The sequence below is a fragment of the Arthrobacter sp. PAMC25564 genome (assembly GCF_004798705.1).
GTDB lineage: Bacteria > Actinomycetota > Actinomycetes > Actinomycetales > Micrococcaceae > Arthrobacter.
This window is the reverse complement of sequence record NZ_CP039290.1, coordinates 2399432-2424744: the sequence shown is the minus strand read 5'-3', so window position 1 is coordinate 2424744 and position 25313 is coordinate 2399432. Positions and strand designations below refer to the sequence as shown.

Here is a 25313-nt window from a genome sequence, read left to right as displayed (position 1 = left end):
TACAATTAACTGTCGGTCTCCACGGCAATCACGCCGAGTAGGGCCGCCGATCAAGGAGGACCATCATGGGTTGGGGTGACAGGATCCATATCGCTGCCGAGAAACTCCACGGCAGGGGCAAGGAAGCAGCCGGTGCCGCCACCGGCAATGACCGGCTCCGGGCTGAGGGCAAGGCCCGCCACTTCCGGGCCGATCTGAAGCAGGCCGGCGAAAAGATCAGGGGCGCGTTCAGGAAGCACTGATCCTCGAGCCGGAAAACTCGAGCATGGAAAGGGGTGCGGCCCGGACGGGCTGCGCCCCTTGCCGTGCAGCGGTGGGCTGATTCCCGGGCATTCCTGCCGCCGGCAGCACTACCAGCCAGCCAGGTCCATTGTCCCCGGCGCGGCACAAGAAAAAGCCAAGAACACAAGCGCACAGTAGGAAGATGAAATCACTACTGAGCGATGAAGTCGTCGCCGTACGTGGCGTCCTCACTGATACCCATCCGGTCGATTTCCATGTCCTTGGAGTCGCCGGCGCAATTGACCGCTTGGCTCATCCCCTCCGCGAACGCGGGACCGTGGTGCATCTGGAGACTCCGCACCACGGGATGGAAGTGGACCGGCAGTCGGCAACACTTCTGTACCGGGCGGCGCAGGAGCTCCTCAGCAATATCTACAAATTCGCCCAAGCATCGGCGGTGACGGTCCGGCTGGGCTGCGTCGCCCACGGCATCAGCCACGGTATTCAACTCAAAGTGACCGACGACGGCGGCGGCTTCGACATCCCGGACGCCACCGCTGGGCGCCACACCGGCATGGGACTGCGGCTCATGCGCCTCGCCGTAGGCTCGGCCGGCGGAGAGATGACTATCCACTCGGCCGCCGCAGGAACGTGTGTGACGATAACTTTGCCGCTGGACTAGCCAGCCGTTGCGGGCCGCCAGGGAGTGAGCCGCGGCAGCCAGCGCGGGACGTTTTCGCGATACGCCTCATATTCGCTGCCGAATTTGCGCGCCAGCCCAGGCTCCTCGTGCAACCTGACAAATGCCTCCACCGGGATCGCGCCCAGCGCTGCCAGGCCGAACAGCTTCGGCTGTCCGAGCAGGAGGCCCTGTCCGGTGACGGCGGCCGCCAAGGCCACGTAGATGGGGTTCCGCACGAAACCGTAAAGGCCGCCGACCACCAGGTGTTTGGTCTCCGCGAAGGGCGCCGGAGTCCCGATTCCCTCGACGGCGAACCGGACGAAGGAACTCGCGATCACCACCGCGCCTGCGCCGATGAGCAGGACGCCGGCACCTTGCGCCGGCAGACCGCCCGGCACCGGGCGTTGAACTTTCCAGTGCGTCAACAGCCACGGAAGGAGGCCGGCAGCTGTCGCGGGCGCGGCCGCGAACAGGGCGGTGCCAAGAGCCGCACGCCTCTTCTCAGCCGCGGTTTCTCCGGAGGGTGTCATGTAGATCATTCTGAACCGCCCGAGGACCAGGGACAAGCGGCCATGATCTGCGATACTCCGGGTATGGGCAAATGGGTTCGACGACGCCGAAAACAGCACGTGCCCCTCCCGACGCCGCCCTCGAGCCGGACCGGGCACCGCTCCCCGCCACCGCTGGTGGGCTCCCTCACCGATTTCGGGGCAGCGGACGTGGCGCTGGCCGGCGGCAAGGGCGCCAACCTGGCTGAACTGGTCCGGGCCCGGTTCCCGGTGCCGGCCGGTTTCATCATCACGACGGCGGCCTATACCGCCCTGCTTGACGAAACGGGACTGGGGGCAACGCTGGCCGGGCTGCTTCTGGCCGGGGCTGAGGGGGCCCGGATCCGGGAGGCGTTTGCCGCAGCCTCGATGCCGCCCGCCCTGCGCGACACGATCCTGGCCGCCTACCGCCGGCTGGGCGGAGAAGCGGTTGCGGTCCGGTCCAGTGCCACCGCCGAGGACCTGCCCGGGGCCGCGTTCGCCGGCCAACAGGACACTTTCCTGAACATTGCGGGCGAGGACGCGCTCATCCGGGCGGTCGAAGAATGCTGGGCATCGCTCTGGACGGACCGGGCCATCTCCTACCGCGGCCGCCTGAACATCCGGCCGGAGGACCTATCAATCGCCGTCGTCGTCCAGACCATGGTGGATGCCGAGGTTGCCGGTGTGATGTTCAGCGCCGACCCGGTCACCGGGCGCCGGGACGGAATCGTCCTGGACGCCAGCCGGGGACTCGGTGAGGCCGTGGTCTCCGGGCGCGTCACGCCCGAACACTACGTGGCCACCCGCCACGGCCACCTCCGGCGATGGACACCGGGCGGCCACGAGGTGGTCATCCGACCCGCCCCGGACGGAGGCACCGTGGAATCAGCGGGAGAGCCAGGAAACGCCCCGTCGCTGACGAAACGGCAACTGGCCACCCTCGCCGGGATCTCCCGCCGGGCGGAGGCACACTTCGGAGCACCGCAGGACATGGAATGGGCCGTGGCCGGCAGCCGTGTGTTCGTGCTGCAGGCGCGGCCGATGACGGCCCTGCCTGCAGAACCGGCCCGGCTCAACGCCTTCCAGAAGAAGCTCGGCCCGTTTTATGCCGAAATGTTCAACCAGCGACCCTACCCGCTGGATGTGTCCGGCTGGCTGGAGCACGCGCTGCTGGTCATGCTCCGCGAAATGACCGCCAGCGTCGGGGTCGCGTTCCCCTCCCCCGCACAGGTACTCCCCGAAGAAGGCGGGGTCGTCGTCGCGCTTGTTCCCCCGGTGCCGCGCCCAACGCTCAGGATGCTCGCGGCCCCCCTCTCAGTCCTCGCCCGGGCCAGGCGCTTTGAACTGTCCCGCTGGAAGGACGACCATCGCCTCGCCGCGTACCTCGAGGAGGCCGGCCGGCTCAACCGCGTTGATCCGCGGCAGCTTTCCTGGCAGCAACTCACCACCCACGTCCAGCACATCTTTGACGCTGTCGGACCGATCACCGCACTGCGGGTGTCCTACCTGCCCGGGCTGCTGCTGTCCCAGCTCAAGCTCTGGCCCCTGCTGGTCCTGCTGGGGAAGCGGCGGCTCGGACCGGCACTGATCGCCGGGGCACCGACCCGCACCGGCGACGCGAACCGCGAACTCGAACGCCTTGCCGGCCGGGTCCGGTCCGACGAGGGCCTGATGCACCTGTTCGACGTCGTCCCGCCGGCGGACCTGCTGACGCGCCTGGCCGGCGACCCCCGGTACACGGCATTCAACACGGCGTTCAGCGATTTCCTCACCGAGTACGGGCACCGCGAATCCACCAGCGTGGCACTGAGCAGCTCACCGACCTGGGCGGAGACACCGGAGGTGGTCCTGGGACTCGTGAAGGTTCTCCTCGGGCACCAGGGCCGGACCACGGACCAGACCGGCCAGGCCCTGCGCGAACTCGGCAACCACCCGGCCCTGCGCAATCCCTGGCTGCGCCGGCAGGTCTTCACCGCGGTCGATGGGTCCAAGGCGGGGATGGCGTTTCGGGAAGACACCCACTTCTACGCCACCATGCTGCTGCCGCCGCTGCGCCGGGCCTTGCTGGAACTCGGCGCACGGCTGCGGGCAGCAGGGGTCCTCGATGAGGCCGGGGACGTCTTCCACCTGCGCTTTGAGGAACTCTGTGCGGTCAGCGACGCCGCCGCCCTCCTGGCCGCAGACCGGGACCGCCTCCGGACCGCCGTCCTCGCCCGGGCCGCGAAGCGCCAGGAACTGGCCGCGACACCGGTGGTGGATCTGGACGCCCTGTTCCTGGACCGCAAGCCACAGCGCGACGCCCTCGTCACCGGTATGGGTGCCAGCCGCGGCACGGCCACGGGGACCGTCCGCATTGTCCGCGGACCGGCCGACTTCGGCGCGCTGCGGAGCGGGGAGATCCTCGTCTGCCCCTACACGAATCCGTCCTGGACGCCGCTGTTCCAGCGTGCCGCCGCCGTCGTGGTCGATGCCGGCGGGACCGGCTCGCACGCCGCCATCGTGGCCCGCGAATACGGCATTCCCGCCGTCATGGGAACCCGCAACGCCACGGCCGTGCTGACGGACGGGCAGTGTGTCACAGTCAACGGCGACGCCGGATCCGTCACGGCCGCCAATGAGAGACTGAAGCGGTAGTACCCTTGGAACGTTTCGGACCCCGCTGAAAGGTATTCCCACGCTTCCCATCACCATTGCCGTCGCCATGCGCGCCAAGGAGTCACAAGGCGGGTTGCTGCTCGAACGGGCCACCCAGCTGTGCAACACGGCCAAGACATTTCCCGGCTATCTGCACTCGAACATCCGGCTCCGGGATGCGGATGCCAGCCAGGAAGTCATCGTCGGCCTGAGCTTCCTGCGTGCCCGGGATCTGACGGTCTGGGAACAAAGCGAACAGCGCGCCGGGCATCTGCAGGAGTGTGAACTGCTCATGGAGGGACCCGGCCGCCACCTGTCGCTGGCGGATCTGGACAGCGGCATGGCGGGAGACACTCCGGGCCAACTGGCAACAGCGCCGCCACGGTGGAAGACCGCCCTGTGGGTCTGGATCGCCCTCTTCCCGACCTCGGTGGCGCTGAACTTTTTCGTGGCACCGCTGCTCGGCGGACTCCCGCTGGTCCTGCGCACCCTTATCACGACCGTGTTGACGGTCCCCATCGTCATCTGGCTGGGCGTGCCCGCCGCGCACTTCGTGCGCGACCTGTTCTGGCGCCGCCGCTGACCCCGGGCCCACGACGACGGCGCCCTGGCTGTTCCCGTTCCGGCGTGGTGCCCCTTACTGCCCCGGCGCCCGGTAAGAAGGTGTCTTCCGGGCGGCTTCATCTATGTCCTCGGGCGTCATGAGCGGCGTCAGGTTCAGGGTCACGGCCCCCGTGGAGTTGATCATCAGCGACAGCGCCGCTGCGCTGGACTGCTCCGGAATATCCAAGATGCAAAAGACGTCCGTCTCGCCAAAGGCATAGTAGAAGCTATCCACGGATCCCTCGACGGATTTAAGTGACTCAATGACGGCGTCCCGACGCTTCGAACCGCCCTCACGCATCAGGCCCTTGATTCCTTCGCCAACATAATTTGCTCGACACAGATACTTGGTCATGGCATTTACCGTCCTGTACAAGGTCAGGACGCGCACCTCATGCGACCACGGCTGGATCCCATGAGAGGGTCCCGATTCCATTCCCCGAGCGGGGCTGACAGCATAGTGTAGGCTTCCGCAGTCCGCCGGACAATAACGCGGGCCTGAGGTCGTGGCCCTGGCTAGAACGGGTTCAGCAGCCGGTCCACGAACTGCCGGGTGCGCTCCTCCCGCGGGTCGCGCAGGACGGTGTCCGGGTGGCCGCGTTCGACGACGACGCCGCCGTCCATGAAGATGACTTCGTCGGCGACCTGGCGGGCGAATGCGAGCTCATGGGTGACCACGACCATGGTCCAGCCTTCGTCCGCCAACTCCTTGATGACGGTCAGGACGTCTCCCACCAGCTCCGGGTCCAACGCCGACGTCGGCTCGTCAAAAAGCAGAAGCTGCGGGCGCAGGGCCAGCGCACGGACGATCCCGACACGCTGCTGCTGCCCGCCGGAGAGCTCGAAGGGATAGCTGTTCTCCTTGTCGGCCAGCCCGACGCGGGCCAGCAGTTCCCTGGCTTCCTGGACCGCTTCGGCCTTGGGCCGCTTCTGCACCTGGACCGGGCCCTCGATGATGTTCTCCAGGACGGTCTTGTGAGGGAAGAGATTGTAATGCTGAAACACCATGGCGCTGCGGTCCCGCAGCGCGGCCAGCTGCTTCTTGGACACCGGTGTGGAGAAGTCGACGCTGAGTTCGCCGGCGACCTCCACGACGCCGGCGTCGGGCACTTCGAGCCCGTTGAGGCACCGCAGGACCGTCGTCTTGCCTGACCCGGACGGCCCGATCAGGGTGACGACTTCGCCCCGGCGGACGTCGATGTCGATGGATTTCAGCACTTCGTGCGGGCCGAACGCCTTGCGCAGTCCCCGGACGGCCAGGAGCGCGGCGGCGTCCGGGAGCGTGGATTCAGTGGGCGACATAGCGGTCCAGCCTCTTCTCCAGGACGGACTGTCCGCTGGCGAGGACCAGGCAGATTATCCAGTAAATGACGGCTGCCTCCAGGTACAGCAGCATGAATTCCTGGCTGAAGGCTGCTACCTGCTGCGCCTGGCGGAACAGCTCGGTAACGAGGATCAGGGAAGCCAGCGACGTGTCCTTGACCAGGCTGATGAAGGTGTTGGACAGGGGCGGCACCGAGACCCGCGCGGCCTGCGGCAGGATGATCCGCACCAGTGCCTGGCGCCGCGACATGCCGATGGTGTGTCCCGCCTCCCACTGCCCCTTGGGGACGGAGAGGATGGCCGCCCGAATGACCTCTGCGGCGTACCCGCCCACATTCAGAGAGAAGGCGATGATCGCACTGGGCCATGGGCTGATGGTGATTCCGATGGAAGGCAGCCCGTAGAAAATGACAAACAACTGGACCAGCAGGGGGGTGCCGCGGATTACCGAGATGTAGATCCGCGCGATCGCAGCGAGGACAGGATTACGGCTCAGCCGCATCAGGGCTATCAGCAGGGCCAGCAGCAGCCCAAGGCCGAACGACGCCAGCGCCAAGGGAATGGTGCCGGTAATCCCGCCCATCAGGATGGGTCCCAGCGAACTCCACACGAGATCCCAGTTGATGGTCATGCCCTACCGCAGCGTTCTTCGACGGCTTCCATCCGCTACTTCGAGACGTCAGCGTCGAAGTACTTCTGGGAAATCTTGGCCAGGGTGCCGTCGGCCTGCAGCTCGCCGACGGCCTTGTTGACGGCCTCGACGAGGCTGGTGGAGCCCTTGCGGAAGGCGAAGGCGCTCAGCGACTTGTCCGTGGTCTCGGCGGCAATCTTGATGCTGTCGTCGTGCCCGGTCTTCTGGTAGTCCAGGTAGGTCAGTTTGTCGTTGATGGTGGCGTCAACGCGCCCCTGCTTGAGCAGCGTGATGGCCTGCGCCCACCCCTCCACCGCTTCCACGTTGGCGCCGCTCTGCTGCGCCAGCTTGTACCAGTTGCTCGTCAGCGATTGCGCCGTGGTCTTGCCCTTGAGGCCGTCGAAAGAGGTGATGCTGTTGCTGTCGGCCTTGGTGACAATGACGCCGGTGCTCACGGTGTACGGGGTGGAGAAATCGTACTTCGCTTTGCGCTCGTCCGTGATGGAAACCTGGTTGGCGACGACGTCGAACCGCTTGGCCTCAAGGCCGGCAAAGATGGCGTCGAACTGTGTTTCCTGGAATGACGGCTTGACGCCAAGCTTGCCCGCGACGGCCGTGATGATCTCCACGTCATAGCCGGTCAGTTCGCCGCTTCCGTTGGCATGGAAGGAGAACGGCTTATAGGTGCCTTCCGTGCCGATCTTGAGCACGCCTGCGCTCTTTACGTCACTCAACGAGGTGTCCGTGCCGGCCGCCGGTGCTGAGCTGGCCGGAGTGGTGGACGCCGACCCGCAGCCGGCCACGGCGAGTGCTGCAGCTGCAATGAGGCCGAATACTGAAAGTCGTGTGTGCTTCATGATGGTCCTTCGTTGTAGGGCCGGAAGGGGCTCGCCAGCTGTGCCGCATGGCGCCAGTCCCTAGCGACGATAGCAAGATCTCGCCCTGGTTTGGAGACCCCCGCGCACCTCATCGCGGGGCGGTCCGCCAGGAGCAGATCAGTGCGGCGGTACCGCGGCTGCTGTCGCCGACGGAATCCGTGGCACAGGTGATTCCGAACGAGGTGTCCAGGAAGTGCAGGTCCATGCCGGCGGAGTGCCCGGAGGCCGCTTCCGTGCCCGGGGCGGTAGCCGGCGTGACATCCACGGTGCGGTTCAGCACGGAGACCGGCTGGCACCCGGTGAGGAACAGTGCGCCACCGGCCAGGAGGATCATGGCCGCGCTCCGCGGGAGAGGGACCGTCATCATCGTGCGCACGCGTGCGGACAACGCCGGTCCCGTCAACGGGGCGGACAACACCAGGGTCCTGAACACTGGTGCGCCCCGTCTCGTAGAAGAGACGTTCGCATATAAAAAAGGTGGGTAGAACGCATTTTTGAATCATACGGGAAATGGGACATTGCAGGCCCCGGATCATCGGGTTGCCGGGGAGTCAGGTTCCGTCCAGCCAACTCGGGGATAATGGGAAAGGGCGCAGGACTGCCCCTGCATTCACATTCGTATCAACAGGCGTGGGTCGGTTTTGCCTTAATTCAGCTGAAGTTGGAACCGGCCAGATAGAGGCCCCGGAGGTTATGTGGCGTTACTAATTGATGGAACAGTCGGGACGGCCATCCCGCAAACTACAGTTCGACGGCGGCTGGACGGCCTGGACGTCCTTCGCGGTTCCGCCGTTGGCGCGGTTCTGTTGGGACATTCCTGGCCCGGAATATTCCAAGGTGCCGGCATCGTCGGTGTCATTGTTTTCTTTGTGTTGAGCGGGTACCTGATCACCGGCGTGCTGCTCAGGGATATCGGACAGCATCGCAAAATCCGGTATGGCCGTTTTTATGCGCATCGGGCCTTCCGCCTGTTGCCGGCACTCATTTCCTTCCTGGGCGTGTATGCCATCGTGGAATTGTCGGCCGACGTCCTCGGAGACCGGTCCAAGGGCATCATCGGTTATACGGTCCTGGCCGGTTTGGGCTACCTCAAAGACCTGCCGCTGCCGTTCGACGTCAGCCTGGCCATCGGACCGCTCTGGACGCTGGCGGTGGAAGAACAGTTCTATCTGATCTGGCCGGCGCTGCTGGTGTTCGCCCTGCGGACTAACCGTCAGGGACGGCTGATCGGCGCCTCTGCCGCCGTCGTGGTTTCGCTTATGACGGCGAGTGTGCTGGCGATGCTGATCCTGGCCCCGCAGCTCCACTCCCTGGTCTACGCGCTGCCGACGACGTGGGGGCTCGGGCTGATCATCGGTTCGGCGTTGCGCCTCTACCGGGTGCGGGTGTTCAGTTGGTTCGCGGGCCGCCGGCCAAGGCTGGCGGCCCTGCTCGGCGCGATCCTCGTCCTGGCCACGCTGATCTTCTTCCCCAAGGCCAACGAAACGCCGGCCTTCTTCTTCGTGGGGGGTCCGCTGGCCATGGCGGCGGCGGCTGTCCTGGTGGTGCTGGCCGCCTCCGCTACCGGAGGGATGCCCAAGTGGACACGTGCGCTGCAACTGCTGGGCACCGTTTCCTACGCCGCGTACCTGTGGAACTATGCCGTCATTCTCTGGCTTAACGGCGGATCGACGGCGGATCTGCCGCCGCTGGTGGCCGTGGCGGCCATCCTGCTGACCCTGCTCCTGGCAGTCATCAGCTGGCACACTGTCGAAAGGCTCGGACGCATCGCGCGCGATCGCTTCGACCGGGCGCACGCCTGACAGCGCGAACAACTCCCCGGGGCTGATTGACCGTCCCAGCACCGGCGCCCGCGTCAGTCCCATCCCAATGAGGGCCGGAGGTGCCGGGAAATCGTCTCGAGCAGCCGGACGTTGAAGTCCACGCCAAGCTGATTCGGGACCGTGACGAGCAACGTGTCCGCCTCGGCCACGGCCGCGTCCCGTGCGAGCTCCGCAACGAGCCGGTCGGGCTCGCCGACGTAGCTGCGTCCGAATCGGGCCAACCCGCCGTCGAGGTAGCCCACCTGGTCCCGTGCCTCGGCCTGGGCACGCAGCCCGAAGTACCGCCGCGATTCGTCATCGATCAGCGGAATAACGCTTCGCGATACGGACACCCGCGGAGCGTGCAGGTGGCCGGCCGCTGCCCAGGCCTCGCGGTAGCCGGCAATCTGCTCGGCCTGCAGCTCATCGAAGGGGACCCCGGTGTCCTCCGTCAACAGGGTCGAGGACATGAGGTTCATGCCCTGCTGTCCCGCCCACCGGGCGCTGGCACGGTTTCCGGCACCCCACCAGATCCGCTCGGGGAGCGTTGGTGACAACGGCTGAACCGGGACCAGTCCGGTGTGCCCGCTGAGCTGCGGATTGGCCCGGGCCATGCCTGCGCCGGAGATCGCGGTCCGGAAGAGCGCCGTGTGCCAGCGGGCCATGTCGGCGTCGGACTCGCCGGCCTCGGGCAGGTGCCCGAAAGCCTCGTAGCCGGCCACCACCGACTCGGGCGAGCCACGGCTGACCCCCAGCTGCAGCCGGCCGCCGCTGATGAGGTCGACGGCGGCGGCCTCCTCGGCCATGTAGAGCGGGTTTTCGTAGCGCATGTCAGTGACCCCGGTGCCAATCTCGATCCGGGAGGTGCGCGCGGCAATCGCGGCGAGCAGCGGGAACGGCGAGGCCTGCTGCTCGGCAAAGTGGTGGACGCGGAAGTACGCTCCGTCGATCCCGACTTCCTCCGCGGCCACCGCCAGCTCAATCGCCTACAGGAGGGATTCCTGGCCGGAACGGACGCGCGCACCGGGAACGTTGCGCCAGTGCCCGAAGGACAGAAAGCCAATCCGTTTCATAGCCAACCTTCTCATAAAGCCGGGCATTCCCGGACGTGCCCGCCAGGCCCTAGGAATCAAGGGGCAGGTAGGTGTTCACCGGCCTTCCGGTCGCGCCGTAGGCCAGATGAAGCTGCAGGAGTCCTTTGCGTTCCAGTTCACTGAGGTACCGCTGGGCTGTCGGGCGGCTGATACCGATGCGGTCCGCGATATCGGAGGCACTGATGGGTTGTCCGGCGAGGACTACGGTGTCGAGGACTTTTTGCATGGTCGGCGGGAGGCGGCGACTCCCGCCGGCCGGGGACGGTCCGCGCCTGAGGTTGAAGAGTTGGTCGACGGCGGCCTGGTCGGCGACGGTCCGTGCGTCCGCCTCCCGGCGCCAGCGGCGGTACGAGTCAAGCTGGGTTTGAAGTTGTTCGAAGCCGAAGGGCTTGACGAGGTAGTAGACGGCTCCCCCGCGCATGGCGGCACGCACAGTTGCCAGGTCCCTGGCCGCCGTGATCATGATCGCGTCGATATTCTCCCCGCGCGCCTGGAGTGAACGGAGGAGGCTGATCCCGTCCTCGTCCGGCAGATAGACGTCAAGGAGCAAGAGATCCGGTTTGAGCTCTGCGATGGCTGCGCGCGCGGCCGCCGCGGTGTGGGCCTCTCCTACGCATTCGTATCCCTCGATCCTGTCCACCCGGGCGGCGTGGATCCGGGCGACACGGAAGTCGTCATCGACCACCAGGGTGCGGATCATGCCGGTCCCTCCCCCATCGACGCGGGCTCGTGGAGCGGATGTCCAGGCTCAGGCTCGGGCAGCCAGACCTCGAAGCGTCCTCCCGGCCCGGGGAAGACATCCAATGTCCCCCCGGCCCGGTGCACGATCCTGGCAACGAGCGCCAGTCCGATGCCCCGGCGGATGCCGGGACGCTGCTCCTTTGTGGTGAACCCGTCGATGGCCACATCACCGAGCATCTCCGCCGGGATGCCGGGCCCGTTGTCTGTTACGGAGATGAAGATGCCGGCGGAATCATCGAGCTGGAGCATGACGAGCCGGGGTGCGGCCTGCCCGGCGACGGCGTCGACGGCGTTGTCCAGGAGGTTTCCGATGATGGTGAGGAGCGACTGGGTGTCCAGGAACGGCTGCCGCAGCTGTGAATCATCCGTGACCGTGACGTGTACGTCCTGCTCCGCGGCAACCGTGATCTTGGCCAGCAGCAGGGCCGCCAGTTCCGGAGGTTCCACCCGGGAACGCAGGCCCTCGCCGAGGGAACGCGAGGTGTCCGAAATCCCCGAGACAAACCGGCGGGCCTGGTCCACGTCGCCCATCTCCAGCAGTCCGCCCACGACATGAAGGCGGTTCGCGTACTCATGCTCCTGCGCCCTCAACGCTTCCATCAGGCCCCGGACCGAGCGCAGGTCCCGGACCAGGCCCTCGACCTCGGTGCGGTCCCGCAGCGTCACGACGGCGCCGATGCTCCTTCCGCCCTGGCTGACTGCCATCCGGTTGGCCACCAGCAGGGCGTCCTCGGTGATCACCACCTGGTCGGTGCCGGCAAGCTCTCCGGTGAGGAGCGAAAGGAGCCTCCCCGCCGGAAGGAGGTCCTCAAGCCGTTCGCCGAGGATGCTCCCGTCCAGATGCAGCAGGCGGCGCGCCTCGGAGTTGATCACGGTGACGCGGCCGCCGTCGTCGACGCCGATCATCGCCTCGCGGATGCCGTGCAGCAGCGCTTCGCGGTCCTGCAGCAAGGAGGCGATCTCGGCCGGCTCGAGGTCGAAGGTCACCCTTTTGATCCGGCGCGCCAGCAGCAGCGAGCCCAAGGCACCGATCAGCAATACCACTGCCGAATAGCCGGCGATGAGCCAGGTCTGCTGCCCCCGGTCCTTGTCTTCGGTTGTTTCCAGGATACCCACTGATACCTGACCGATCACGCTGCCGTCGCCCGCACGGATGGGCGCCTTGGCGTTGGCCGACGGTCCCAGGCGGCCGGGCTCCGTGCCGACGTGAGTCTGGCCATCCCGTACTTCCAGGGGCTCGTGCACGACCGTTCCGATGAGGTCCGGGTCCGGGTGGGCGAACCGGACGCCGTTCCGGTCGGTGACAATGACGTAGTCCGGATGCGCCTGGGACTGAACGGAGGCTGCCACCGCCTGGATCGACCGGGACGGGTCCCCGGTTTGCAGGGCTGCCGCGACGTCGGGCATCTGGGCCACAGTCGTGGCTATCGCCAGGGCACGCAGTCGGTACTGGTTTTCAATGGTGTGGTTGCTGATCCGGTCATAGAGGAACGCCCCGCCGGCGACGGTCAGCAACAGGATGCACAGCACCCACACCAGAATCTGTGATGCGAGCGGCTTCGATTTTAACCGCCGACCCGGGATCCTCACCTTCCCCAGTTTATGTGATAGAGCCCACAGCTGGATTGAAGGAAGCATCTGAAAGGAGAGTGCCGGTGAGCTAAAGGCTCAAAACATGAATGATGACTCATAACCTTCGCAAGGTACGGAAGCCTAGGGCCGCTGCTGGCCTTCTTCCTATCGTTGGGGTATCAGCGGTGGCGTGATTCACACGACTACCACCCCCACTTAAGGACTATCCCAATGAACAAGATCATGCGTGTTCTCGGCACCACCACGGCGACGCTGGCCTTGGGCCTGGGCGCAAGCGCCCTGCCGGCGAGCGCGGCCGCCCCGACCGCCGGAAGCTGGGACCACAACTCTTCCAACAACATCCGCCACCAGATGAAGGACAACAACCGGCACGACAGCCAGCATGGCTGGTGGGACGCGCAGAACCGTTGGCACGATTGGTCCGACGGATCGGGCTGGCGTGACGACAACGGTAACTGGCGTTCCGACGACGACTTCAACGGGTGGTGGATCGGTCGCGACGGTTTCCGGCACGACAAGGACGGCTGGTTTGACAATCTGGGTCACCGGCATATGAACGACGGCAACCAGCACGCGCGCACCTGGTAGCCCGGCTCCGGTGCGGACGGCCAACTGAGGCTGCTGCGCATCCGGCCGGGCATCCCTCCAGCCGGAGGACGGGAGTCAGTCCCGCCCTCCGGCTGGCGTCCGGCCCCCCTCACCGTGCGCGGGGTTCAAGCCCTTGGCGTATGCGGCCTGCCCCACGTGCTGGAGGCAGTCGGCAATGATGCTCACAAGCCGCACCCCGAGGGTGACCGGCGGGTCCCACCGGGTGTCGACGATCCGGTCGAAGTCCCCGTCGCCGAGAGTCTTCACGAACTCCACGGTCTGCCGGTGGACGGCGTCGTAGTACTCGGCCAACAGCGCCGGCGGGGCCTGCACCGCGTCGACCTTGTCGGTCGAATGGCCGTAACCGGTGTCGCGTTCGGGCAGCGGCAGGTCGAAGCGGCGGGCGAACCCCTGGGCGGTCCAGACCTGTTCCAGGCCGGCGGCGGAGGCGAGCTGCGCGTCCTCCACCCGGCCGAGGTGCCAGATCAGCCACGCAATCGAGTTTCCGTTGCCCGCAGGCCGACGGACCAGGGACTGGACGTCGAGCCCTCCAAGCGTGGCGGCCACGGTGTCATGGATCCGGCCGAAGGCGTCCAGCAGCAGTTCGTTGGATTTCAATTCAGTCCCCTTACCGTGTATTGGCTCTGAGCCCCCATGCTTGCATGGAAGCCCCGGCACCGGATAGGGCCCCGGGCGGGATGTTGAAGGGTGTGATGACGTCGATCTTGGAGGGCTCGCCGGCATCGCCGTCTGCCAGGGCGCCCTGGGTCTGCATGATGATGCGGCAACATCTCTGGATGTCCTGCTTCAGGTCGTGGTGCAGCACCGCACTCATTCTTCCCTCGCGCAGTAAGGCCACGTTGTCCGGGGCGAGGTCGTGGCCGATGAACACTGTAGGGCGGCGGCCCGCAGCGTCGAATGCTTCGCTGATGCCGGCAGGTAACCAGGGTGACCACCGGGATCCCCGCCCGTGCCAGCCGGTCGACGGCGGCCGTGATGGAAGGCACGTCCGGGGCCTTGGGGATGACGCCATGGCTCCCGCGCTTGGCGATCGTGTCCAGTTCCGTCACACATTCCTCTGCGTTCCACTGCTCGTGCAGGTGGAAGCGGGCGCGGAACACTGCCGGCCGCATAAGCGGGCCATCGCGGCCGCGATCCGGTGCGTGATGATCACCGTGGTCCGCCCGGTGGTGACCTCCCGAAGCGCCCGCATCACCGCGTCCTCGGAACGGGCGTCCAAACCGGTCGTCGGCTCGTCGAGCACGAGGACCGGGCAGCCCTGCACGAAGCCGTGGGCCTGGGCGTCGCGGGCGGCCTTCTCGACCTCTTCCGCCGAGGAGGGCTGGCCGGATCGGCGCCGTCGAAGTCCTCCCTGTCGTTGCCCCCGTGGGCGCCGTCGGTGGGACATAGGAGCCGGTCGTCGAGCAGGACGTACCGATAACCTCTGTTGGGGCAGCGTCGGGCCGGTCAGTACCCCGGCCAGGCGCCCGGTGTCCCACACACCCGTTCGGGGATTCAGCAGATCTCCAGATCCTTCGGAGAGCAGTCCAGGTGCGTTGCAGCGGATGACGTGCGGACGCCAAGCGTCCAGCGCCGCGAGTGCGGTGATTGCCTTGGAGAACAGCACGAACGGCATGACGTCGCCGTCCTGGTAGCTGTACCGGACCTCGCGGTCGAACCACCTTGGAAAGCCGAGCCTGAAGACGTCCACTCCGCCCAGCGGCGGCAGCCGGCGGACTACGACGCGCTCCGCGACCGGGCCGAACGGAACGCGAAGGTCAGCACCGGGCTCCCGCCGAGCCCTCGATACGCCGGGATCAGCAGGCGGACGTCGAAGCCGAGCTCGGCCAGCCACTTCGGCAGCGCGCTGCTGACGTCCGCCAGGCCGCCCACCGTGACGAACGGGTAGGCCTCCGCGCTGGCGAACAACACGCGCTGCGTCTGTCGCGATGGGCTGCCCACCGCGGAGGTCTGCACGTATTCGAATGGAGCTGGGATCTGGAGCGGCAGGCCTCAGAAGAGATCTGCCAGGTCCTCGTTGACCTCTTCCACGTCGAAAGCCTTGGGGTCCAAGGTCTCGCCGGGCCGGAGTCCCAGCCATTCCCGGTATTCCTGGTGCTCCTCGTGGCGTGGATCGTTGACGGCCTGGACGATGTTCGCCCAGCCCCAGGTGCCCCCGCTGTCCTCCGCGGGCGCGGCACCGCGGCCAGCGGTGCACCGCGGGAGCTGCCCGACGCCGTCGTCGTCCACCAGGATTTTCTCCACCGTGATGGCGTGCTCCCAGTCGTCGCCGAAATCATAGGTGTAGGTCATGGTGGTGCCCACCGCCGGCAGCAGTTGACCGACGGTCGCCTTCGATTCGTCGCGGGAAGGCTCGCCGTAGAAAGCATCCTCGGCGTCCGGGCCCACCGGCGCGTAGGTGGGGCCGCGGAATCCTCCGGTCTGGAACTGGTGCAGGTGGTAGTCAAGCCAGCCGAACAGTGCCTGGATCACCGCGTGCAGCTGAGGCAGCGGCATGCCGGCCGGGACCAGGACCCGCCGCCAGATGGGCGGCCTTGAGCCTTTCAGCATGATTTTCAGCTGCAGAACCGGCTGGGCACCTTGCTGCGGCGCTGCCGGCGCCGGTTCCGCCGGTTCCGCCGGTTCCGCCGCGAAGGCTGTTGCCTCAGCAGCTCCCGGCTCGACATCCGCCTCGTCCGGGGCTTCGCCGAGGCCCAGCTCCGCCATCACCCAGTCGTGGTCGAAGGTGTCCGCCACGCAGCGGATGAGCGCCGGCGGCACCCGGAAATGAGTGTCGATGGCCAGCAGCCCCAGTTCGGCGAGGGCTTCCAGCCGGCCCACGGCCACGCGGGTCAGGGCGTCTGCCATCCTCTTCTCGGCGTCCGGCGCGTGATCCGCGGCGGCCAGGACGCGTTCCAGCAGGGGCGGTTCCGGCGTGGCCGCCGCCATCAGGATCGATGCCTGCAGGCCGGCGATGATCCTTTCCCAGGGCTGCGCCGGATCGTGGCGGAGCACAGCCTCCGTCAGGAAGCACGAGGTGAACATCGAGAACTCGTCCAGCTGTTCCGAAGGACCGCCGGTCAGGAAGCCTTCGCAGTCCTCGAACGGCACCACCTTTGTTGACCTGATCTCAATCAGCTCGGCGGCTTCGAGCGCGGACCACATCTGCGCCAGCAGCGGCACCTCGTACATGCTCCGGACCGTCGGTACGGAGTCCGCCGGACCCGCAGTGCCCGGCAGCGCGGAATCTGCCCGCTTGGTGCCGCCTCTGACGGTCACCCCGACGCAGGCAGCCGCCGCTTCAATATCCCGCAGGCGCAGCGCACCGGTTCCGGTGACAGGCTTCCCGTCTCCAATCCACCGAAGCAGCGCCGTGGCCCGCCGGATCAGCGGCAGCCCGGAGAAGACCTTCAGGGCTTCTGCTTCGGGAATGTCCGGCACCTCGAGGTAACCCGGTCCGTCGTCGTCCTCCGCGATGGTCTCGAAGAAGTCCACGACGCCAGCCAGCTGTTCCGGAGACCCGCTCCAGCGGCCCGTTTCGGACAGGAATTCGACGTAGGCGTGGACGGCGTCGACGGCAAAGACCGCGTTCTCGACGTCGGCCACCCCGGCGGCGGGAGCGTCGGCCGTGGCAGCGAATTCCTCGGAGATCGCGATCGCCAGGGCAACAGGCTCGAAGCCCGTCACCTCTGCCGCAGGAGTGCCGTCCAGGTAACGGCCCAGGACGGTTTCCACCTGCTTCAGGTATTCCAAAGCGGCAGTGGCGGCGCCTGGTGAGCCGTCGTCGAACCATTGGACGAAAGCCGGCGTGAGTGCGTCCAAGGCACGGCCGGCACGGAAGGCGCTCAGGGAAACGGACCCCGAGGCCTGGGAACCGGGCCCGCTTTTCGCCGCGGGGCCCTTTCCCGTGCGCCGGTTCTTGCTGTTCTTGCCCATGATGCACCTGCCTGCTGACGAATGGGTTGTTGCCATGACGCTACTGACTCTGAGGGCAGCATGCCAGTTTTTGACATTTCCCTTATCGACGGCCCGGCCCCGTTAGGCTGATTCTCTCGGCATGCACTTCCGTTGAGGCCTGGAATGTCAGTCACCGTCCGCCCTTTGCGGCAGAACCCGGAGGTCAACTGTGAATACCGGCACCCGTTCCGGGACTTCATCCTTCGGGAGGATCGGAAAGGCACTCACCGGCCGGGAATGGGCATCGGTGGGGCCATGGCCGGCGTCGTCATCGCCCTGCACGGGGCCGGCTGGGGTGTGCTCGCCTGGGTGGTGGCACCCCAGCACCTCCCGCTGGGTTCGGACCAGGCCTTCGGGATCGGACTCGGCGTCACCGCCTATATCCTAGGCCTGCGGCATGCCTTCGACGCGGACCACATCGCGGCCATCGACAACACCACCCGCAAGCTCATGCAGGACGGCAACCGGCCGCTGTCGGTGGGATTCTGGTTTTCGCTCGGACATTCCAACATCGTCTTCGGGCTGTGCCTGCTGCTGTCCGCAGGAATGCGAGCCCTGGCTATGACGAGGCCGCACCGGAGGAGAAACTGAACAGCCGGGGGCTGATGAACCGGTTCTTCGGCCGCGCAACCCGGGTCATCACCCGGCCCTGGCAGGTGTACGTCGTCGGGCTGCTGTTCGGCCTGGGCTTCGATACCGCCACCGAGGTCAGCCTGCTAGTCCTCGCCGGAGGCGCCGCCGCGTTCGCGTTGCCCTGGTACGCGATCCTGACGCTGCCGGTGCTCTTCGCGGCAGGGATGAGCCTGCTGGACTCCCTTGACGGGTGCTTCATGAACTTCGCCTACGGATGGGCGTTCGCCCGGCCCGTGCGCAAGATCTACTACAACCTGGTCATCACCGCACTCTCGGTGGCGGTGGCCCTGATCATCGGCAGCATCGAACTCATCTCGATCCTGGACGAGAAAGCCGGCATCACCACCGGTCCGCTGGCCGCCATCGGACAGGTGGACCTGAACAACGCCGGCTACGCCATCGTCGGGCTCTTCGTCCTGACCTGGATCCTTGCCCTGGCAGTCTGGCGGTACGGGCGGATCGAGGAAAAATGGTCGGCTGCCTTCAACCCGCCGGAAGGACCCGGCCCCCGCTGAGCGCGGATTTAGCTGCGGGATTCCGGGCCGCGGAGCCGGCGCTTGATGATGATGGACAGCGCGACGAACGCAATCACCAGGAAGAGAGCGACGGCTCCCGCTGTGATCAGTCCCGCCGGGACGGCCCCGCTGGTATCTGCCGGGGCTGGAGACGGGGACGCCGACGGCGTTGCGGCGGCGGCCGTGTTGGCGGCGCCGGCGCTGCCGGCGGTGAAGGTGAAGGTTCCGTCGATGGGGTGGCCGTCGGAGGACACCACCCGCCAGACCACCGTGTACTTCCCTTCCGGGGCACCGGTCTTGACCGCCTGGCTGACATGGTTGTCCACGATCGCCACGGGCCCGTCGGCCTGGTCGGTGCCGGTGGGGTCCTGGACGCGGACCACGGATCCGATCGCGATCGGGGTGTGGTTGAAGGTCAGGCCGATCGTTGCCGGAACGGTGCCGACAACGGACCCGTTGGCCGGGTCGGTCGTCTCGAGGGCGTCGTGGGCCTGCGCCGCCGCGGCGGGAACCATCAGGAACGCGGCCGTGGCCAGGGTCAGCAGGAAACGGCCGGCCCGGTATCCGGAACGGTGACGGGGTGGGGTTTTCACGGGTGGGTCCTTTCGGCGGCCGGCGCCTCGGGGCGTCGGAGGGCCGTAGGGCCTCCGGGGGCCGTGGCGGGATGAGGTGCGTCCCGCCACGGCCCCGGAGGCGTTGGTGATTACTTGGCGGTGCGGGTGCGGCGGCCGGCCAGGACCAGGCCCAGCGCTGCTGCGCCGAGGACGAATCCGGCGCCGCCCAGGACGGTGCCCCACACGGATTCCCCGTTGCCGGAGACCTCGGAGGTCTGGCTCGCGGGGGCGGCGGCCACCGGGGACGCGGAGGCCGTGGGCCCGGTTCCGTCTTCGGCGGTGGTGGTGAAGGACGGGGCCGGGTGCTTGGGCTCGGGCTGGCCCTCGGCGGCTTGTTCGTCCCAGTTGACCACGGTCCCGTCGGTGTAGGTCTGCGCCGCGGGCAGGGTCACGACGGTCCCGGCTGCGGGGAGCTTGCCCACGGACAGCGAGAACGCCTGGTACTGGTTCTGCCCGATCTGGTGTGCCTCGTCCGCGGTCCAGACCACGGAGCCCGGTGCCTTGGTGACGGTGGTGCCGGACACGGTCACCGGCTTGGGCAGGTCACTCGTGATGACCTGCGCGGTCCAGCCCTCGACGGGCTTGACCGAGACGGAGGTGAACGGGGTCCCGGTGGGCAGCGTGACCTCGAGTTTGCTGGTCTTCGCGGTCGGGGATTCGTTCGGGACGTTGAAGGTCAGGTGCGAGTAGCCGTTCGCGCCGGTGTCGTCGGGGTCGACCTTGACGTGGGCGGAGGCGGCGGTGGCGCCCAGGGCGATCAGCCCCGCCGTCGCGGTCGCGGCGGTGACGGTCTTGAGGGTACGGCGGATTGAGGTTTTCATGAACATGCCTTCCAACAAAAAAAGGGGGTGCGCCAAGGGGCCGCTGACGCGGCGGCGCGGGAGAGGGGACCACGCGGCCGGGCACCGGCAACGGATTGCCCCGGGATAGGGCCAGGGTCCGGGCGGACGGGCGCGTGGGTGTGGCTGTGCCGCTCAGGGAGCGGGGCAGGCGCACGGCGGGCCGCGCCGGGCCGGCAGCCGGAGGCTTCTCCACCGGGAAGGAATGACGATGAGGTGCGGCGCCGGAAGGTGGGGCCAGTCAGGAATGAGCACGGCCGTCAGCAGCCGGATCAGGGGGCGCAGCCAGGCTGCCAGCGCCCACAGGGCTGCCTCGCCCCGGGCCAGGAGCAGTGCGGTGGCCAGGGTCGCTGCGGCGTGCAGGACCAGCATCAGTGCCCCGGGCGCAGCGGTGTGCTCCGGCATCAGGGCCCCCGCCGGCGGGAGCACGGGCACGGTTCCATGCAGATGCCCGCCGGACCCGGCAGCGAATCCTGACGAAACCGACAAGGCATCGAAGGCCTCATGCAGGGCCAGCTGGCCGGCCCCGAGCAGCACGGCCATCACCGGCGCCGTGATCCTGATCCTGGTCAGGACCATCACCGGCGCCAGAACCAGCACCAGCAGGCCCACCGCAATGCCCGGCCCGGGCAGTTCGCCGCCGGCCAGCACATGGGCTCCGGCGGCCAGGGCGAACACCGCCGCGGTCACCGCAACGGCACGGGGGAAACGCAACGGGGCACCCATGCCGATCGCCACCCTTCCCTCCCGAGATACATCCGGACTCCACTCTAGCCGGGGCATGCCCGATAATCACGCACCGAACAGCAATCTGGATGTAGGGACAGGGTGGAGAGCCGCCGAGACCGGAATCGACCCCGTCGCCGGCCGCCCGAATTACTCCAGGGAGGACGGCGGCATTGAGGCCAAACTACGGCGTGACGCTGCCGGAAGACGCGGGTGAAGCAGGTTTGGCAAGTTGGGCTGTAATCTGATCGGTCCAGGCGTCGACAGCCGCCCAGTCCCGCAAGTCTCCGAAGCGGCCCCCGATGAGCCGGAACAAGACCCGGAGGGGTGCCGGCATCTGGACGGCCTTGTAGACACCGGAGAAGACCTTGTGGCCGCGAAGCGGGACTTTCTTGAACAGAACCCCTGCCAGACGCTCCTGTTGCACTGCCGCAGCGCGCCTGCGAAACGGCTTAGGCAGGGCGTCAGCCATCCCCACGCTGAAGGCCCAGACGGGCAGTTTGGCCAGTTCGGGCGCATGGCAGGTGAAAAACTGTGAAACCGGGGGCAGCCACGCCTGGTTGTGGATGGCGCTGCCGACCACAACAGCCTCGTAGCCGGAGACGGACTCGACCTGCTCCACGGACCGGCACTCGACCTCGCCCAGGTTAACCGCCATTCGGGAGGCTACATGTTGGGCTATCTCCCGGGTGGACCCCAGCGCACTTGCAAAAGCAACTAGAACAGTCATGACGAGGCCTCCTGCCTTCCCTTCCCCAGTCTCATGGAACCCGCGCCGGCTGGAATGTGCCGTAAGTCCCGACATGGGCTCAGACAATAGAGCGCTGTACGTGGACCAGGAGGCACCCGCAGGGCACGCACAACTGGCCGGACGGAAGTTTCACCCGTCTGTTGGAGATGGCTAGCGACGTACTGCAGACAATCCTTTGTCCGGGTGCCATCATGGCCTCATGAACCGTGCGGCCGGGGAATCGATGGCACCCAGGGTGTTGGTCCTCATGGGTGTTTCGGGCTGTGGAAAGACGACTGTTGGTGCACTGTTGGCCAGGCGGTACGGCTGGAAATTCCAAGAGGGAGACGAGCTGCATCCGCAGGCAAACGTGGACAAAATGCGTTCCGGCCACCCTCTGGACGACGCGGACCGCTGGCCGTGGCTTCAGAAGGTAGCGGCCTGGATCGGTACGCAGCTCGACTCCGGCTCCGACGGCGTCATCACCTGCTCCGCCCTCAAACGCTCCTATCGAGACGTCCTCAACCGCCGTGGCGCCGGCGTCGTATTCGTCTACCTGGCCGGCACACCCGAGACGATCGCAGCCAGGCTCGCGGTCCGCCGGGGCCACTTTATGCCACCGGGGCTGCTGGCGAGCCAGTTCGAAGCCCTGGAAGAGCCGGCACCGGATGAACCGTTCATCCGGATCGATATCGGAGCCCCACCGGAAAAAGTCCTCCAAGGAATTGTCGATGAACTGGGCTTGGACCGCCGAGCCGGAACGGAGAATCCCCCATGCGCGCCCTGACCGCCGGCTTCAGCATCCTGGCCGACTCGACCACCGACAAGATCCATGATCCCTGGGTGGCCCACGATACCCAGGTCCTCATTGTCGCCGCCCTGGGCATCGTCCTCGTCGTTGTCCTGATCATCTGGGCCAAGTTCCACGCGTTCCTGGCCCTGACCATCAGCTCCCTTCTCGTCGGCGTGTTTTCCGGCATTTCATTACCCGACGTCACAAAATCCTACGAAAACGGTGTGGGCGGCGTGCTCGGATACGTGGGCGTGCTGATCGCCCTCGGAGCGATGCTTGGCAAATTGCTCGGCGATTCGGGAGGCGCCGACAAGATCGTTGACACCCTGCTGCGCGGGCGGGCGGCCACACTGCCGTGGAAGATGGCGCTCATCGCGGGCATCATCGGCATTCCCATGTTCTTCGAAGTCGGACTGGTCCTTCTGGTCCCGGTCGTTATGCTCGCCGTCCACCGCTCGCGGGGACCGGCCATGCTGCTGGCCATCCCCGCTCTGGCGGGTCTGTCCGTGTTGCACGGATTCATTCCGCCGCACCCCGGCCCGGTGGCCGCCATCGGCCTCCTGCACGCCGACATCGGCATCACCCTGGCCCTGGGCCTGTTGATCGCCATTCCGGTCGTAGCCGTCTGCGGCCCACTGTTCAGCCGTCTTGCCGCCCGCTGGGTCCCCATCGGCGCAGCCGGGGCCGGCCTCGCTTTCGTCGGGGAAACCGCAGGCACCACCACGCCCGGAAGCGCCACACAAACTGCAGGCAACGGGCAACAGGCCACGCACCAGCAGCAGGAACCACAGTCCTCCGAGCCGCGGCAGGGTTCCCAGGATCCGGAGGCGACGCGGTCCCCGTCCTTCGGCTGGACACTGGCCACGGTGTTGTCCCCGGTAGTGCTCATGCTGCTGCGGGCCGCCGCGGACCTCTGGGTGGACCCTCACAGCGCCCTGTACAACGTGCTCAGCATCCTCGGGGACCCCGTCGTGGCCCTGCTCATCGCCGTGCTGCTGGCCATGGCCACCTTCGGAACGGCGGTGGGCTTCTCCGCAGCAACCCTGGGCAAGAAAATCGGGGCCAGCCTGCTGCCCATCGTGGGCGTCTTGCTCATCGTCGGCGCCGGAGGCGGCTTCAAACAGGTACTGGTGGACGGCGGCACCGGCACCGCCATCGGCAAAGTCGCCGCGGCGGCGAGCCTCTCGGCGTTGATGCTGGGCTGGATTGTAGCCGTCCTGATCCGCGTCTCCACAGGATCCGCGACGGTGGCAACGGTGACCGCCGCAGGCATCGTGGCGCCTCTCGCATCCGGACTGCCACCGGCCCAACTGGCGCTGGTGGTCCTCGCCGTCGGCGCGGGCTCCCTGTTCTTCTCCCACGTCAACGATGCGGGTTTCTGGCTCGTCAAGGAATATTTCGGCATGACCGTCTGGGAAACCATAAAGACGTGGTCGGTGATGGAAACCCTGATCTCCGTCATGGGTCTGCTCCTGACCCTGCTGCTCTCCACATTCCTGTAGGCCGCTGGCGACCGGAAGAGGCCGGCGTCGGCACCGCACGGCCGCCGGGCCCTGACCCTGGCCCTGATCACCTCCGGCGCGTTCTGGTACGCCTGCCCTAGACGGCGAGTTCTTCGGCGGTCGCTTCGGCGGCCTCCGCCGGCGTCGGGGCATACCCGCGCAGCGGGACTTGCTTGATAAACCAAGCAAGCACAAAGCCGGCCGCCGCGATGATCGATGCCCAGAGGTAGACGTCCTGGATGCCGCTGGTGACGGCATGTTTGAAGAGGTCCTGGACGGCGGGCGGTAGCGAGTGCAGTGTTGCGGGGGTGATCTGGCCGCTGGGGTGGACTCCGCCGGCAGCAGGCTTGCCCATCGTGTCGGCAAGGCGGCTGGCATAGATCGACCCGAGCACCGAGATGCCCAGCGATCCGCCCATGTTCCGGGCGAAAGTGCTGGTGCCGGTGGCGGCCCCGATGTCCCTGATGTGGACACTGTTCTGCGCGATGAGGTTCGTGGTCTGCATCATGCAGCCCATGCCTGCGCCGAGGACCGCCATGTAGATCCCGGAGAGCCAGGCCGGCGTGTCCAGACCCATGGTCGAGAACAAGTACAGGCCCGCCGCCATCAGGGCAGCCCCGGCGATGGGGAGGGCCTTGTAATGCCCCGTGCGCGTGATGAGCTGTCCGCCGGCCAGGGAAACCACCATCGCAGCAAGCATCATGGGCATCAGCAGCAGCCCGCTGCCCGTCGCCGACTGGCCTTGGACGTATTGCTGGAACTGGGGCAGGAACGTGATCCCGCCGAACATGGCGAACCCGACGACGAAACCGAGCAGGTTGGCCAGGGAGAAATTGCGGCTGGAGAAAAGACGAAGCGGGATGACGGGTTCGGCGGCTTTGTTTTCGATGTACAGGAATGCGACCAGTCCCACGACGGCGGTCGCGCCGAGTCCGATGATCTCCGGAGAATTCCATTCATACTGGCTCCCGCCCCAGCTGAGCATGAGCACCAGGGCGGTGATCCAGATGCTCAGCAACGCCGATCCCCACCAGTCGATGCGCACCTTTGCGTTCCGCGCCTCCTGGGGCAGTTTGAGGGTGAACCAGCACACGATCAGGGAGATGATGCCCAGCGGCAGGTTGACGTAGAAAGCCCACCGCCAGGAGGCATGGTCGGTAATGAATCCACCGAGCAGGGGTCCGCCGATCATGGCCAGGGGCATGACGGCCATCATGATGCCCTGGTACTTGGCGCGTTCCCGCGGCGGAACCATCAGCCCGATCGCTGCCATGATGCCGACCATCAATCCCCCGGCGCCGAGGCCCTGGAACGCCCGGGAGGAAATCAGCGCAGTCATGTCCTGGCTCATCCCGCACAGCGCAGATCCGGCCAGGAACACCACGATCGAGACCATGAAGGTCACCCGGTGGCCGAAGATATCCCCAAGCTTGCCCCAGATCGGGGTGGCCACGGTGGAGGCCACCACGTACCCGGTGGTGACCCAGGCCAGGTGCTCCATGCCACCGAGCTCCCCCACAATGGTCGGCAACGCCGGGGCAACGATCATATTGTCCAGCTGCGCCAGGAGCATCGCGATGATGAGCCCGCTCATCGCAGTGACAATCTGTCGGGGCGAAAGTCGGGCCTGCCCGAGCTGGCTCTCAGCATCCATGCCTGGTGTCCTCCGGAAGTTGTTTTGCG

Annotated in this window: 26 protein-coding genes and 2 pseudogenes; 9 read left to right on the top strand and 19 right to left on the bottom strand. The window is 66.8% G+C overall.

Annotation, left to right across the window (positions count from 1 at the left end; genetic code table 11):
• Nucleotides 1-65: 65 nt before the first annotated feature.
• Nucleotides 66-242, top strand: a complete 177-nt coding sequence (locus E5206_RS11285; protein WP_136322555.1) for a CsbD family protein — start codon at nucleotides 66-68, stop codon at nucleotides 240-242.
• Nucleotides 243-424: 182 nt separating this feature from the next.
• Nucleotides 425-904, top strand: coding sequence for an ATP-binding protein (locus E5206_RS11280; RefSeq protein WP_136322554.1), 480 nt, complete (start codon nucleotides 425-427; stop codon nucleotides 902-904).
• Here E5206_RS11280 and E5206_RS11275 read toward each other — a convergent pair.
• Entirely contained in the window at nucleotides 901-1434 is a 534-nt protein-coding gene (locus tag E5206_RS11275) for an isoprenylcysteine carboxylmethyltransferase family protein (protein ID WP_136322553.1), read from the bottom strand. The genes E5206_RS11280 and E5206_RS11275 overlap by 4 nt on opposite strands.
• 63 nt (nucleotides 1435-1497) lie before the next feature.
• Here E5206_RS11275 and E5206_RS11270 point away from each other — a divergent pair, with 63 nt between their 5' ends.
• Together E5206_RS11270 and E5206_RS11265 are read left to right on the top strand one after the other, a co-directional pair.
• The gene (locus E5206_RS11270) at nucleotides 1498-4068 is read left to right on the top strand and encodes a PEP/pyruvate-binding domain-containing protein (RefSeq protein ID WP_136322552.1); all 2571 of its coding nucleotides are present in this window, start codon (nucleotides 1498-1500) and stop codon (nucleotides 4066-4068) included.
• Between the two features lie 67 nt (nucleotides 4069-4135).
• The gene (locus E5206_RS11265; RefSeq protein WP_136322551.1) at nucleotides 4136-4651 is read left to right on the top strand and encodes a hypothetical protein; all 516 of its coding nucleotides are present in this window, start codon (nucleotides 4136-4138) and stop codon (nucleotides 4649-4651) included.
• Nucleotides 4652-4705: 54 nt separating this feature from the next.
• Here E5206_RS11265 and E5206_RS11260 read toward each other — a convergent pair whose 3' ends face one another.
• From E5206_RS11260 to E5206_RS11240, 5 genes are all read right to left on the bottom strand, one after another.
• Entirely contained in the window at nucleotides 4706-5026 is a 321-nt protein-coding gene (locus E5206_RS11260) for a GYD domain-containing protein (protein ID WP_136322550.1), read from the bottom strand.
• A 161-nt stretch (nucleotides 5027-5187) separates the two neighbouring features.
• A complete protein-coding gene (locus E5206_RS11255) occupies nucleotides 5188-5973 on the bottom strand; it encodes an amino acid ABC transporter ATP-binding protein (protein WP_136322549.1) in 786 nt (261 codons plus the stop codon).
• On the bottom strand, nucleotides 5960-6625 hold the full coding sequence (locus E5206_RS11250) for an amino acid ABC transporter permease (RefSeq protein WP_205759904.1): 666 nt from the start codon (nucleotides 6623-6625) through the stop codon (nucleotides 5960-5962). The genes E5206_RS11255 and E5206_RS11250 overlap by 14 nt, the downstream gene beginning before the upstream one ends.
• Before the next feature lie 35 nt (nucleotides 6626-6660).
• A complete protein-coding gene (locus E5206_RS11245; RefSeq protein ID WP_136322548.1) occupies nucleotides 6661-7482 on the bottom strand; it encodes an amino acid ABC transporter substrate-binding protein in 822 nt (273 codons plus the stop codon).
• A gap of 109 nt (nucleotides 7483-7591) precedes the next feature.
• Complete coding sequence (locus E5206_RS11240; protein ID WP_136322547.1) at nucleotides 7592-7837, bottom strand: hypothetical protein; 246 nt, start codon at nucleotides 7835-7837, stop codon at nucleotides 7592-7594.
• Nucleotides 7838-8198: 361 nt separating this feature from the next.
• On the opposite strand from E5206_RS11240, the gene E5206_RS11235 reads away from it, so the two are divergent.
• Nucleotides 8199-9305, top strand: a complete 1107-nt coding sequence (locus tag E5206_RS11235; protein WP_136322546.1) for an acyltransferase — start codon at nucleotides 8199-8201, stop codon at nucleotides 9303-9305.
• Between the two features lie 53 nt (nucleotides 9306-9358).
• On the opposite strand, the pseudogene E5206_RS11230 reads toward E5206_RS11235, so the two are convergent.
• The 3 genes and pseudogenes from E5206_RS11230 to E5206_RS11220 all read right to left on the bottom strand — a co-directional run bounded on the left by E5206_RS11230 (nucleotide 9359) and on the right by E5206_RS11220 (nucleotide 12670).
• Nucleotides 9359-10378, bottom strand: a pseudogene (locus E5206_RS11230) (LLM class flavin-dependent oxidoreductase).
• A 49-nt stretch (nucleotides 10379-10427) separates the two neighbouring features.
• On the bottom strand, nucleotides 10428-11099 hold the full coding sequence (locus E5206_RS11225; protein ID WP_136322545.1) for a response regulator: 672 nt from the start codon (nucleotides 11097-11099) through the stop codon (nucleotides 10428-10430).
• Nucleotides 11096-12670 carry a sensor histidine kinase gene (locus tag E5206_RS11220; RefSeq protein WP_205759903.1) on the bottom strand — a complete coding sequence of 525 codons (1575 nt, stop codon included), beginning with the start codon at nucleotides 12668-12670 and terminating at the stop codon, nucleotides 11096-11098. The genes E5206_RS11225 and E5206_RS11220 overlap by 4 nt, the downstream gene beginning before the upstream one ends.
• A gap of 273 nt (nucleotides 12671-12943) precedes the next feature.
• Here E5206_RS11220 and E5206_RS11215 point away from each other — a divergent pair, with 273 nt between their 5' ends.
• Nucleotides 12944-13321, top strand: a complete 378-nt coding sequence (locus E5206_RS11215) for a hypothetical protein (protein WP_136322543.1) — start codon at nucleotides 12944-12946, stop codon at nucleotides 13319-13321.
• A gap of 75 nt (nucleotides 13322-13396) precedes the next feature.
• On the opposite strand, the gene E5206_RS11210 is transcribed toward E5206_RS11215, so the two are convergent.
• The 5 genes from E5206_RS11210 to E5206_RS11190 form a co-directional block, all read right to left on the bottom strand.
• Nucleotides 13397-13939, bottom strand: a complete 543-nt coding sequence (locus E5206_RS11210) for a DUF664 domain-containing protein (protein WP_136322542.1) — start codon at nucleotides 13937-13939, stop codon at nucleotides 13397-13399.
• 10 nt (nucleotides 13940-13949) lie between these two features.
• Nucleotides 13950-14156 (bottom strand): hypothetical protein, encoded by a 207-nt coding sequence (locus tag E5206_RS11205; RefSeq protein ID WP_136322541.1) that lies wholly within the window; start codon nucleotides 14154-14156, stop codon nucleotides 13950-13952.
• Between the two features lie 231 nt (nucleotides 14157-14387).
• A complete protein-coding gene (locus tag E5206_RS11200; protein WP_136322540.1) occupies nucleotides 14388-15032 on the bottom strand; it encodes a hypothetical protein in 645 nt (214 codons plus the stop codon).
• 26 nt (nucleotides 15033-15058) lie between these two features.
• Entirely contained in the window at nucleotides 15059-15253 is a 195-nt protein-coding gene (locus tag E5206_RS11195; protein WP_205759902.1) for a glycogen/starch synthase, read from the bottom strand.
• A gap of 81 nt (nucleotides 15254-15334) precedes the next feature.
• On the bottom strand, nucleotides 15335-17257 hold the full coding sequence (locus tag E5206_RS11190; protein ID WP_168709325.1) for a plasmid pRiA4b ORF-3 family protein: 1923 nt from the start codon (nucleotides 17255-17257) through the stop codon (nucleotides 15335-15337).
• Between the two features lie 144 nt (nucleotides 17258-17401).
• Here E5206_RS11190 and E5206_RS11185 point away from each other — a divergent pair.
• Nucleotides 17402-18426, top strand: a pseudogene (locus tag E5206_RS11185) (HoxN/HupN/NixA family nickel/cobalt transporter).
• An 8-nt stretch (nucleotides 18427-18434) separates the two neighbouring features.
• On the opposite strand, the gene E5206_RS11180 reads toward E5206_RS11185, so the two are convergent.
• The 4 genes from E5206_RS11180 to E5206_RS11165 all read right to left on the bottom strand — a co-directional run bounded on the left by E5206_RS11180 (nucleotide 18435) and on the right by E5206_RS11165 (nucleotide 21335).
• Nucleotides 18435-19019: a copper resistance CopC family protein gene (locus tag E5206_RS11180; protein WP_240689659.1), complete on the bottom strand. Its 585-nt coding sequence runs from the start codon at nucleotides 19017-19019 to the stop codon at nucleotides 18435-18437.
• Nucleotides 19020-19129: 110 nt separating this feature from the next.
• Nucleotides 19130-19861, bottom strand: coding sequence for a YcnI family protein (locus tag E5206_RS11175; protein WP_136322537.1), 732 nt, complete (start codon nucleotides 19859-19861; stop codon nucleotides 19130-19132).
• 153 nt (nucleotides 19862-20014) lie between these two features.
• Nucleotides 20015-20617: a hypothetical protein gene (locus E5206_RS11170; protein ID WP_240689657.1), complete on the bottom strand. Its 603-nt coding sequence runs from the start codon at nucleotides 20615-20617 to the stop codon at nucleotides 20015-20017.
• 172 nt (nucleotides 20618-20789) lie between these two features.
• Nucleotides 20790-21335, bottom strand: a complete 546-nt coding sequence (locus E5206_RS11165; protein ID WP_136322536.1) for a flavodoxin domain-containing protein — start codon at nucleotides 21333-21335, stop codon at nucleotides 20790-20792.
• Between the two features lie 220 nt (nucleotides 21336-21555).
• Between E5206_RS11165 and E5206_RS11160 the strand changes: the two genes are divergently transcribed.
• On the top strand, nucleotides 21556-22122 hold the full coding sequence (locus E5206_RS11160) for a gluconokinase (RefSeq protein WP_346763444.1): 567 nt from the start codon (nucleotides 21556-21558) through the stop codon (nucleotides 22120-22122).
• The gene (locus tag E5206_RS11155) at nucleotides 22110-23630 is read left to right on the top strand and encodes an SLC13 family permease (RefSeq protein ID WP_136322535.1); all 1521 of its coding nucleotides are present in this window, start codon (nucleotides 22110-22112) and stop codon (nucleotides 23628-23630) included. Before E5206_RS11160 ends, E5206_RS11155 begins: the two co-directional genes overlap by 13 nt.
• A 97-nt stretch (nucleotides 23631-23727) precedes the next feature.
• On the opposite strand, the gene E5206_RS11150 is transcribed toward E5206_RS11155, so the two are convergent.
• Nucleotides 23728-25284 (bottom strand): MDR family MFS transporter, encoded by a 1557-nt coding sequence (locus tag E5206_RS11150; protein WP_136322534.1) that lies wholly within the window; start codon nucleotides 25282-25284, stop codon nucleotides 23728-23730.
• Nucleotides 25285-25313 lie beyond the last annotated feature (29 nt).

Coding starts and splice junctions, on each gene's coding strand:
- E5206_RS11260 (WP_136322550.1), bottom strand. CDS start 5,026: ATGACCAAGTATCTGTGTCGAGCAAATTATGTTGGCGAAGGAATCAAG.
- E5206_RS11240 (WP_136322547.1), bottom strand. CDS start 7,837: ATGATCCTCCTGGCCGGTGGCGCACTGTTCCTCACCGGGTGCCAGCCG.
- E5206_RS11155 (WP_136322535.1), top strand. CDS start 22,110: ATGCGCGCCCTGACCGCCGGCTTCAGCATCCTGGCCGACTCGACCACC.
- E5206_RS11160 (WP_346763444.1), top strand. CDS start 21,556: ATGAACCGTGCGGCCGGGGAATCGATGGCACCCAGGGTGTTGGTCCTC.
- E5206_RS11285 (WP_136322555.1), top strand. CDS start 66: ATGGGTTGGGGTGACAGGATCCATATCGCTGCCGAGAAACTCCACGGC.
- E5206_RS11275 (WP_136322553.1), bottom strand. CDS start 1,434: ATGACACCCTCCGGAGAAACCGCGGCTGAGAAGAGGCGTGCGGCTCTT.
- E5206_RS11165 (WP_136322536.1), bottom strand. CDS start 21,335: ATGACTGTTCTAGTTGCTTTTGCAAGTGCGCTGGGGTCCACCCGGGAG.
- E5206_RS11250 (WP_205759904.1), bottom strand. CDS start 6,625: ATGACCATCAACTGGGATCTCGTGTGGAGTTCGCTGGGACCCATCCTG.
- E5206_RS11225 (WP_136322545.1), bottom strand. CDS start 11,099: ATGATCCGCACCCTGGTGGTCGATGACGACTTCCGTGTCGCCCGGATC.
- E5206_RS11270 (WP_136322552.1), top strand. CDS start 1,498: ATGGGCAAATGGGTTCGACGACGCCGAAAACAGCACGTGCCCCTCCCG.
- E5206_RS11280 (WP_136322554.1), top strand. CDS start 425: ATGAAATCACTACTGAGCGATGAAGTCGTCGCCGTACGTGGCGTCCTC.
- E5206_RS11215 (WP_136322543.1), top strand. CDS start 12,944: ATGAACAAGATCATGCGTGTTCTCGGCACCACCACGGCGACGCTGGCC.
- E5206_RS11245 (WP_136322548.1), bottom strand. CDS start 7,482: ATGAAGCACACACGACTTTCAGTATTCGGCCTCATTGCAGCTGCAGCA.
- E5206_RS11255 (WP_136322549.1), bottom strand. CDS start 5,973: ATGTCGCCCACTGAATCCACGCTCCCGGACGCCGCCGCGCTCCTGGCC.
- E5206_RS11175 (WP_136322537.1), bottom strand. CDS start 19,861: ATGAAAACCTCAATCCGCCGTACCCTCAAGACCGTCACCGCCGCGACC.
- E5206_RS11190 (WP_168709325.1), bottom strand. CDS start 17,257: ATGGGCAAGAACAGCAAGAACCGGCGCACGGGAAAGGGCCCCGCGGCG.
- E5206_RS11150 (WP_136322534.1), bottom strand. CDS start 25,284: ATGGATGCTGAGAGCCAGCTCGGGCAGGCCCGACTTTCGCCCCGACAG.
- E5206_RS11265 (WP_136322551.1), top strand. CDS start 4,136: ATGCGCGCCAAGGAGTCACAAGGCGGGTTGCTGCTCGAACGGGCCACC.
- E5206_RS11205 (WP_136322541.1), bottom strand. CDS start 14,156: ATGAGTGCGGTGCTGCACCACGACCTGAAGCAGGACATCCAGAGATGT.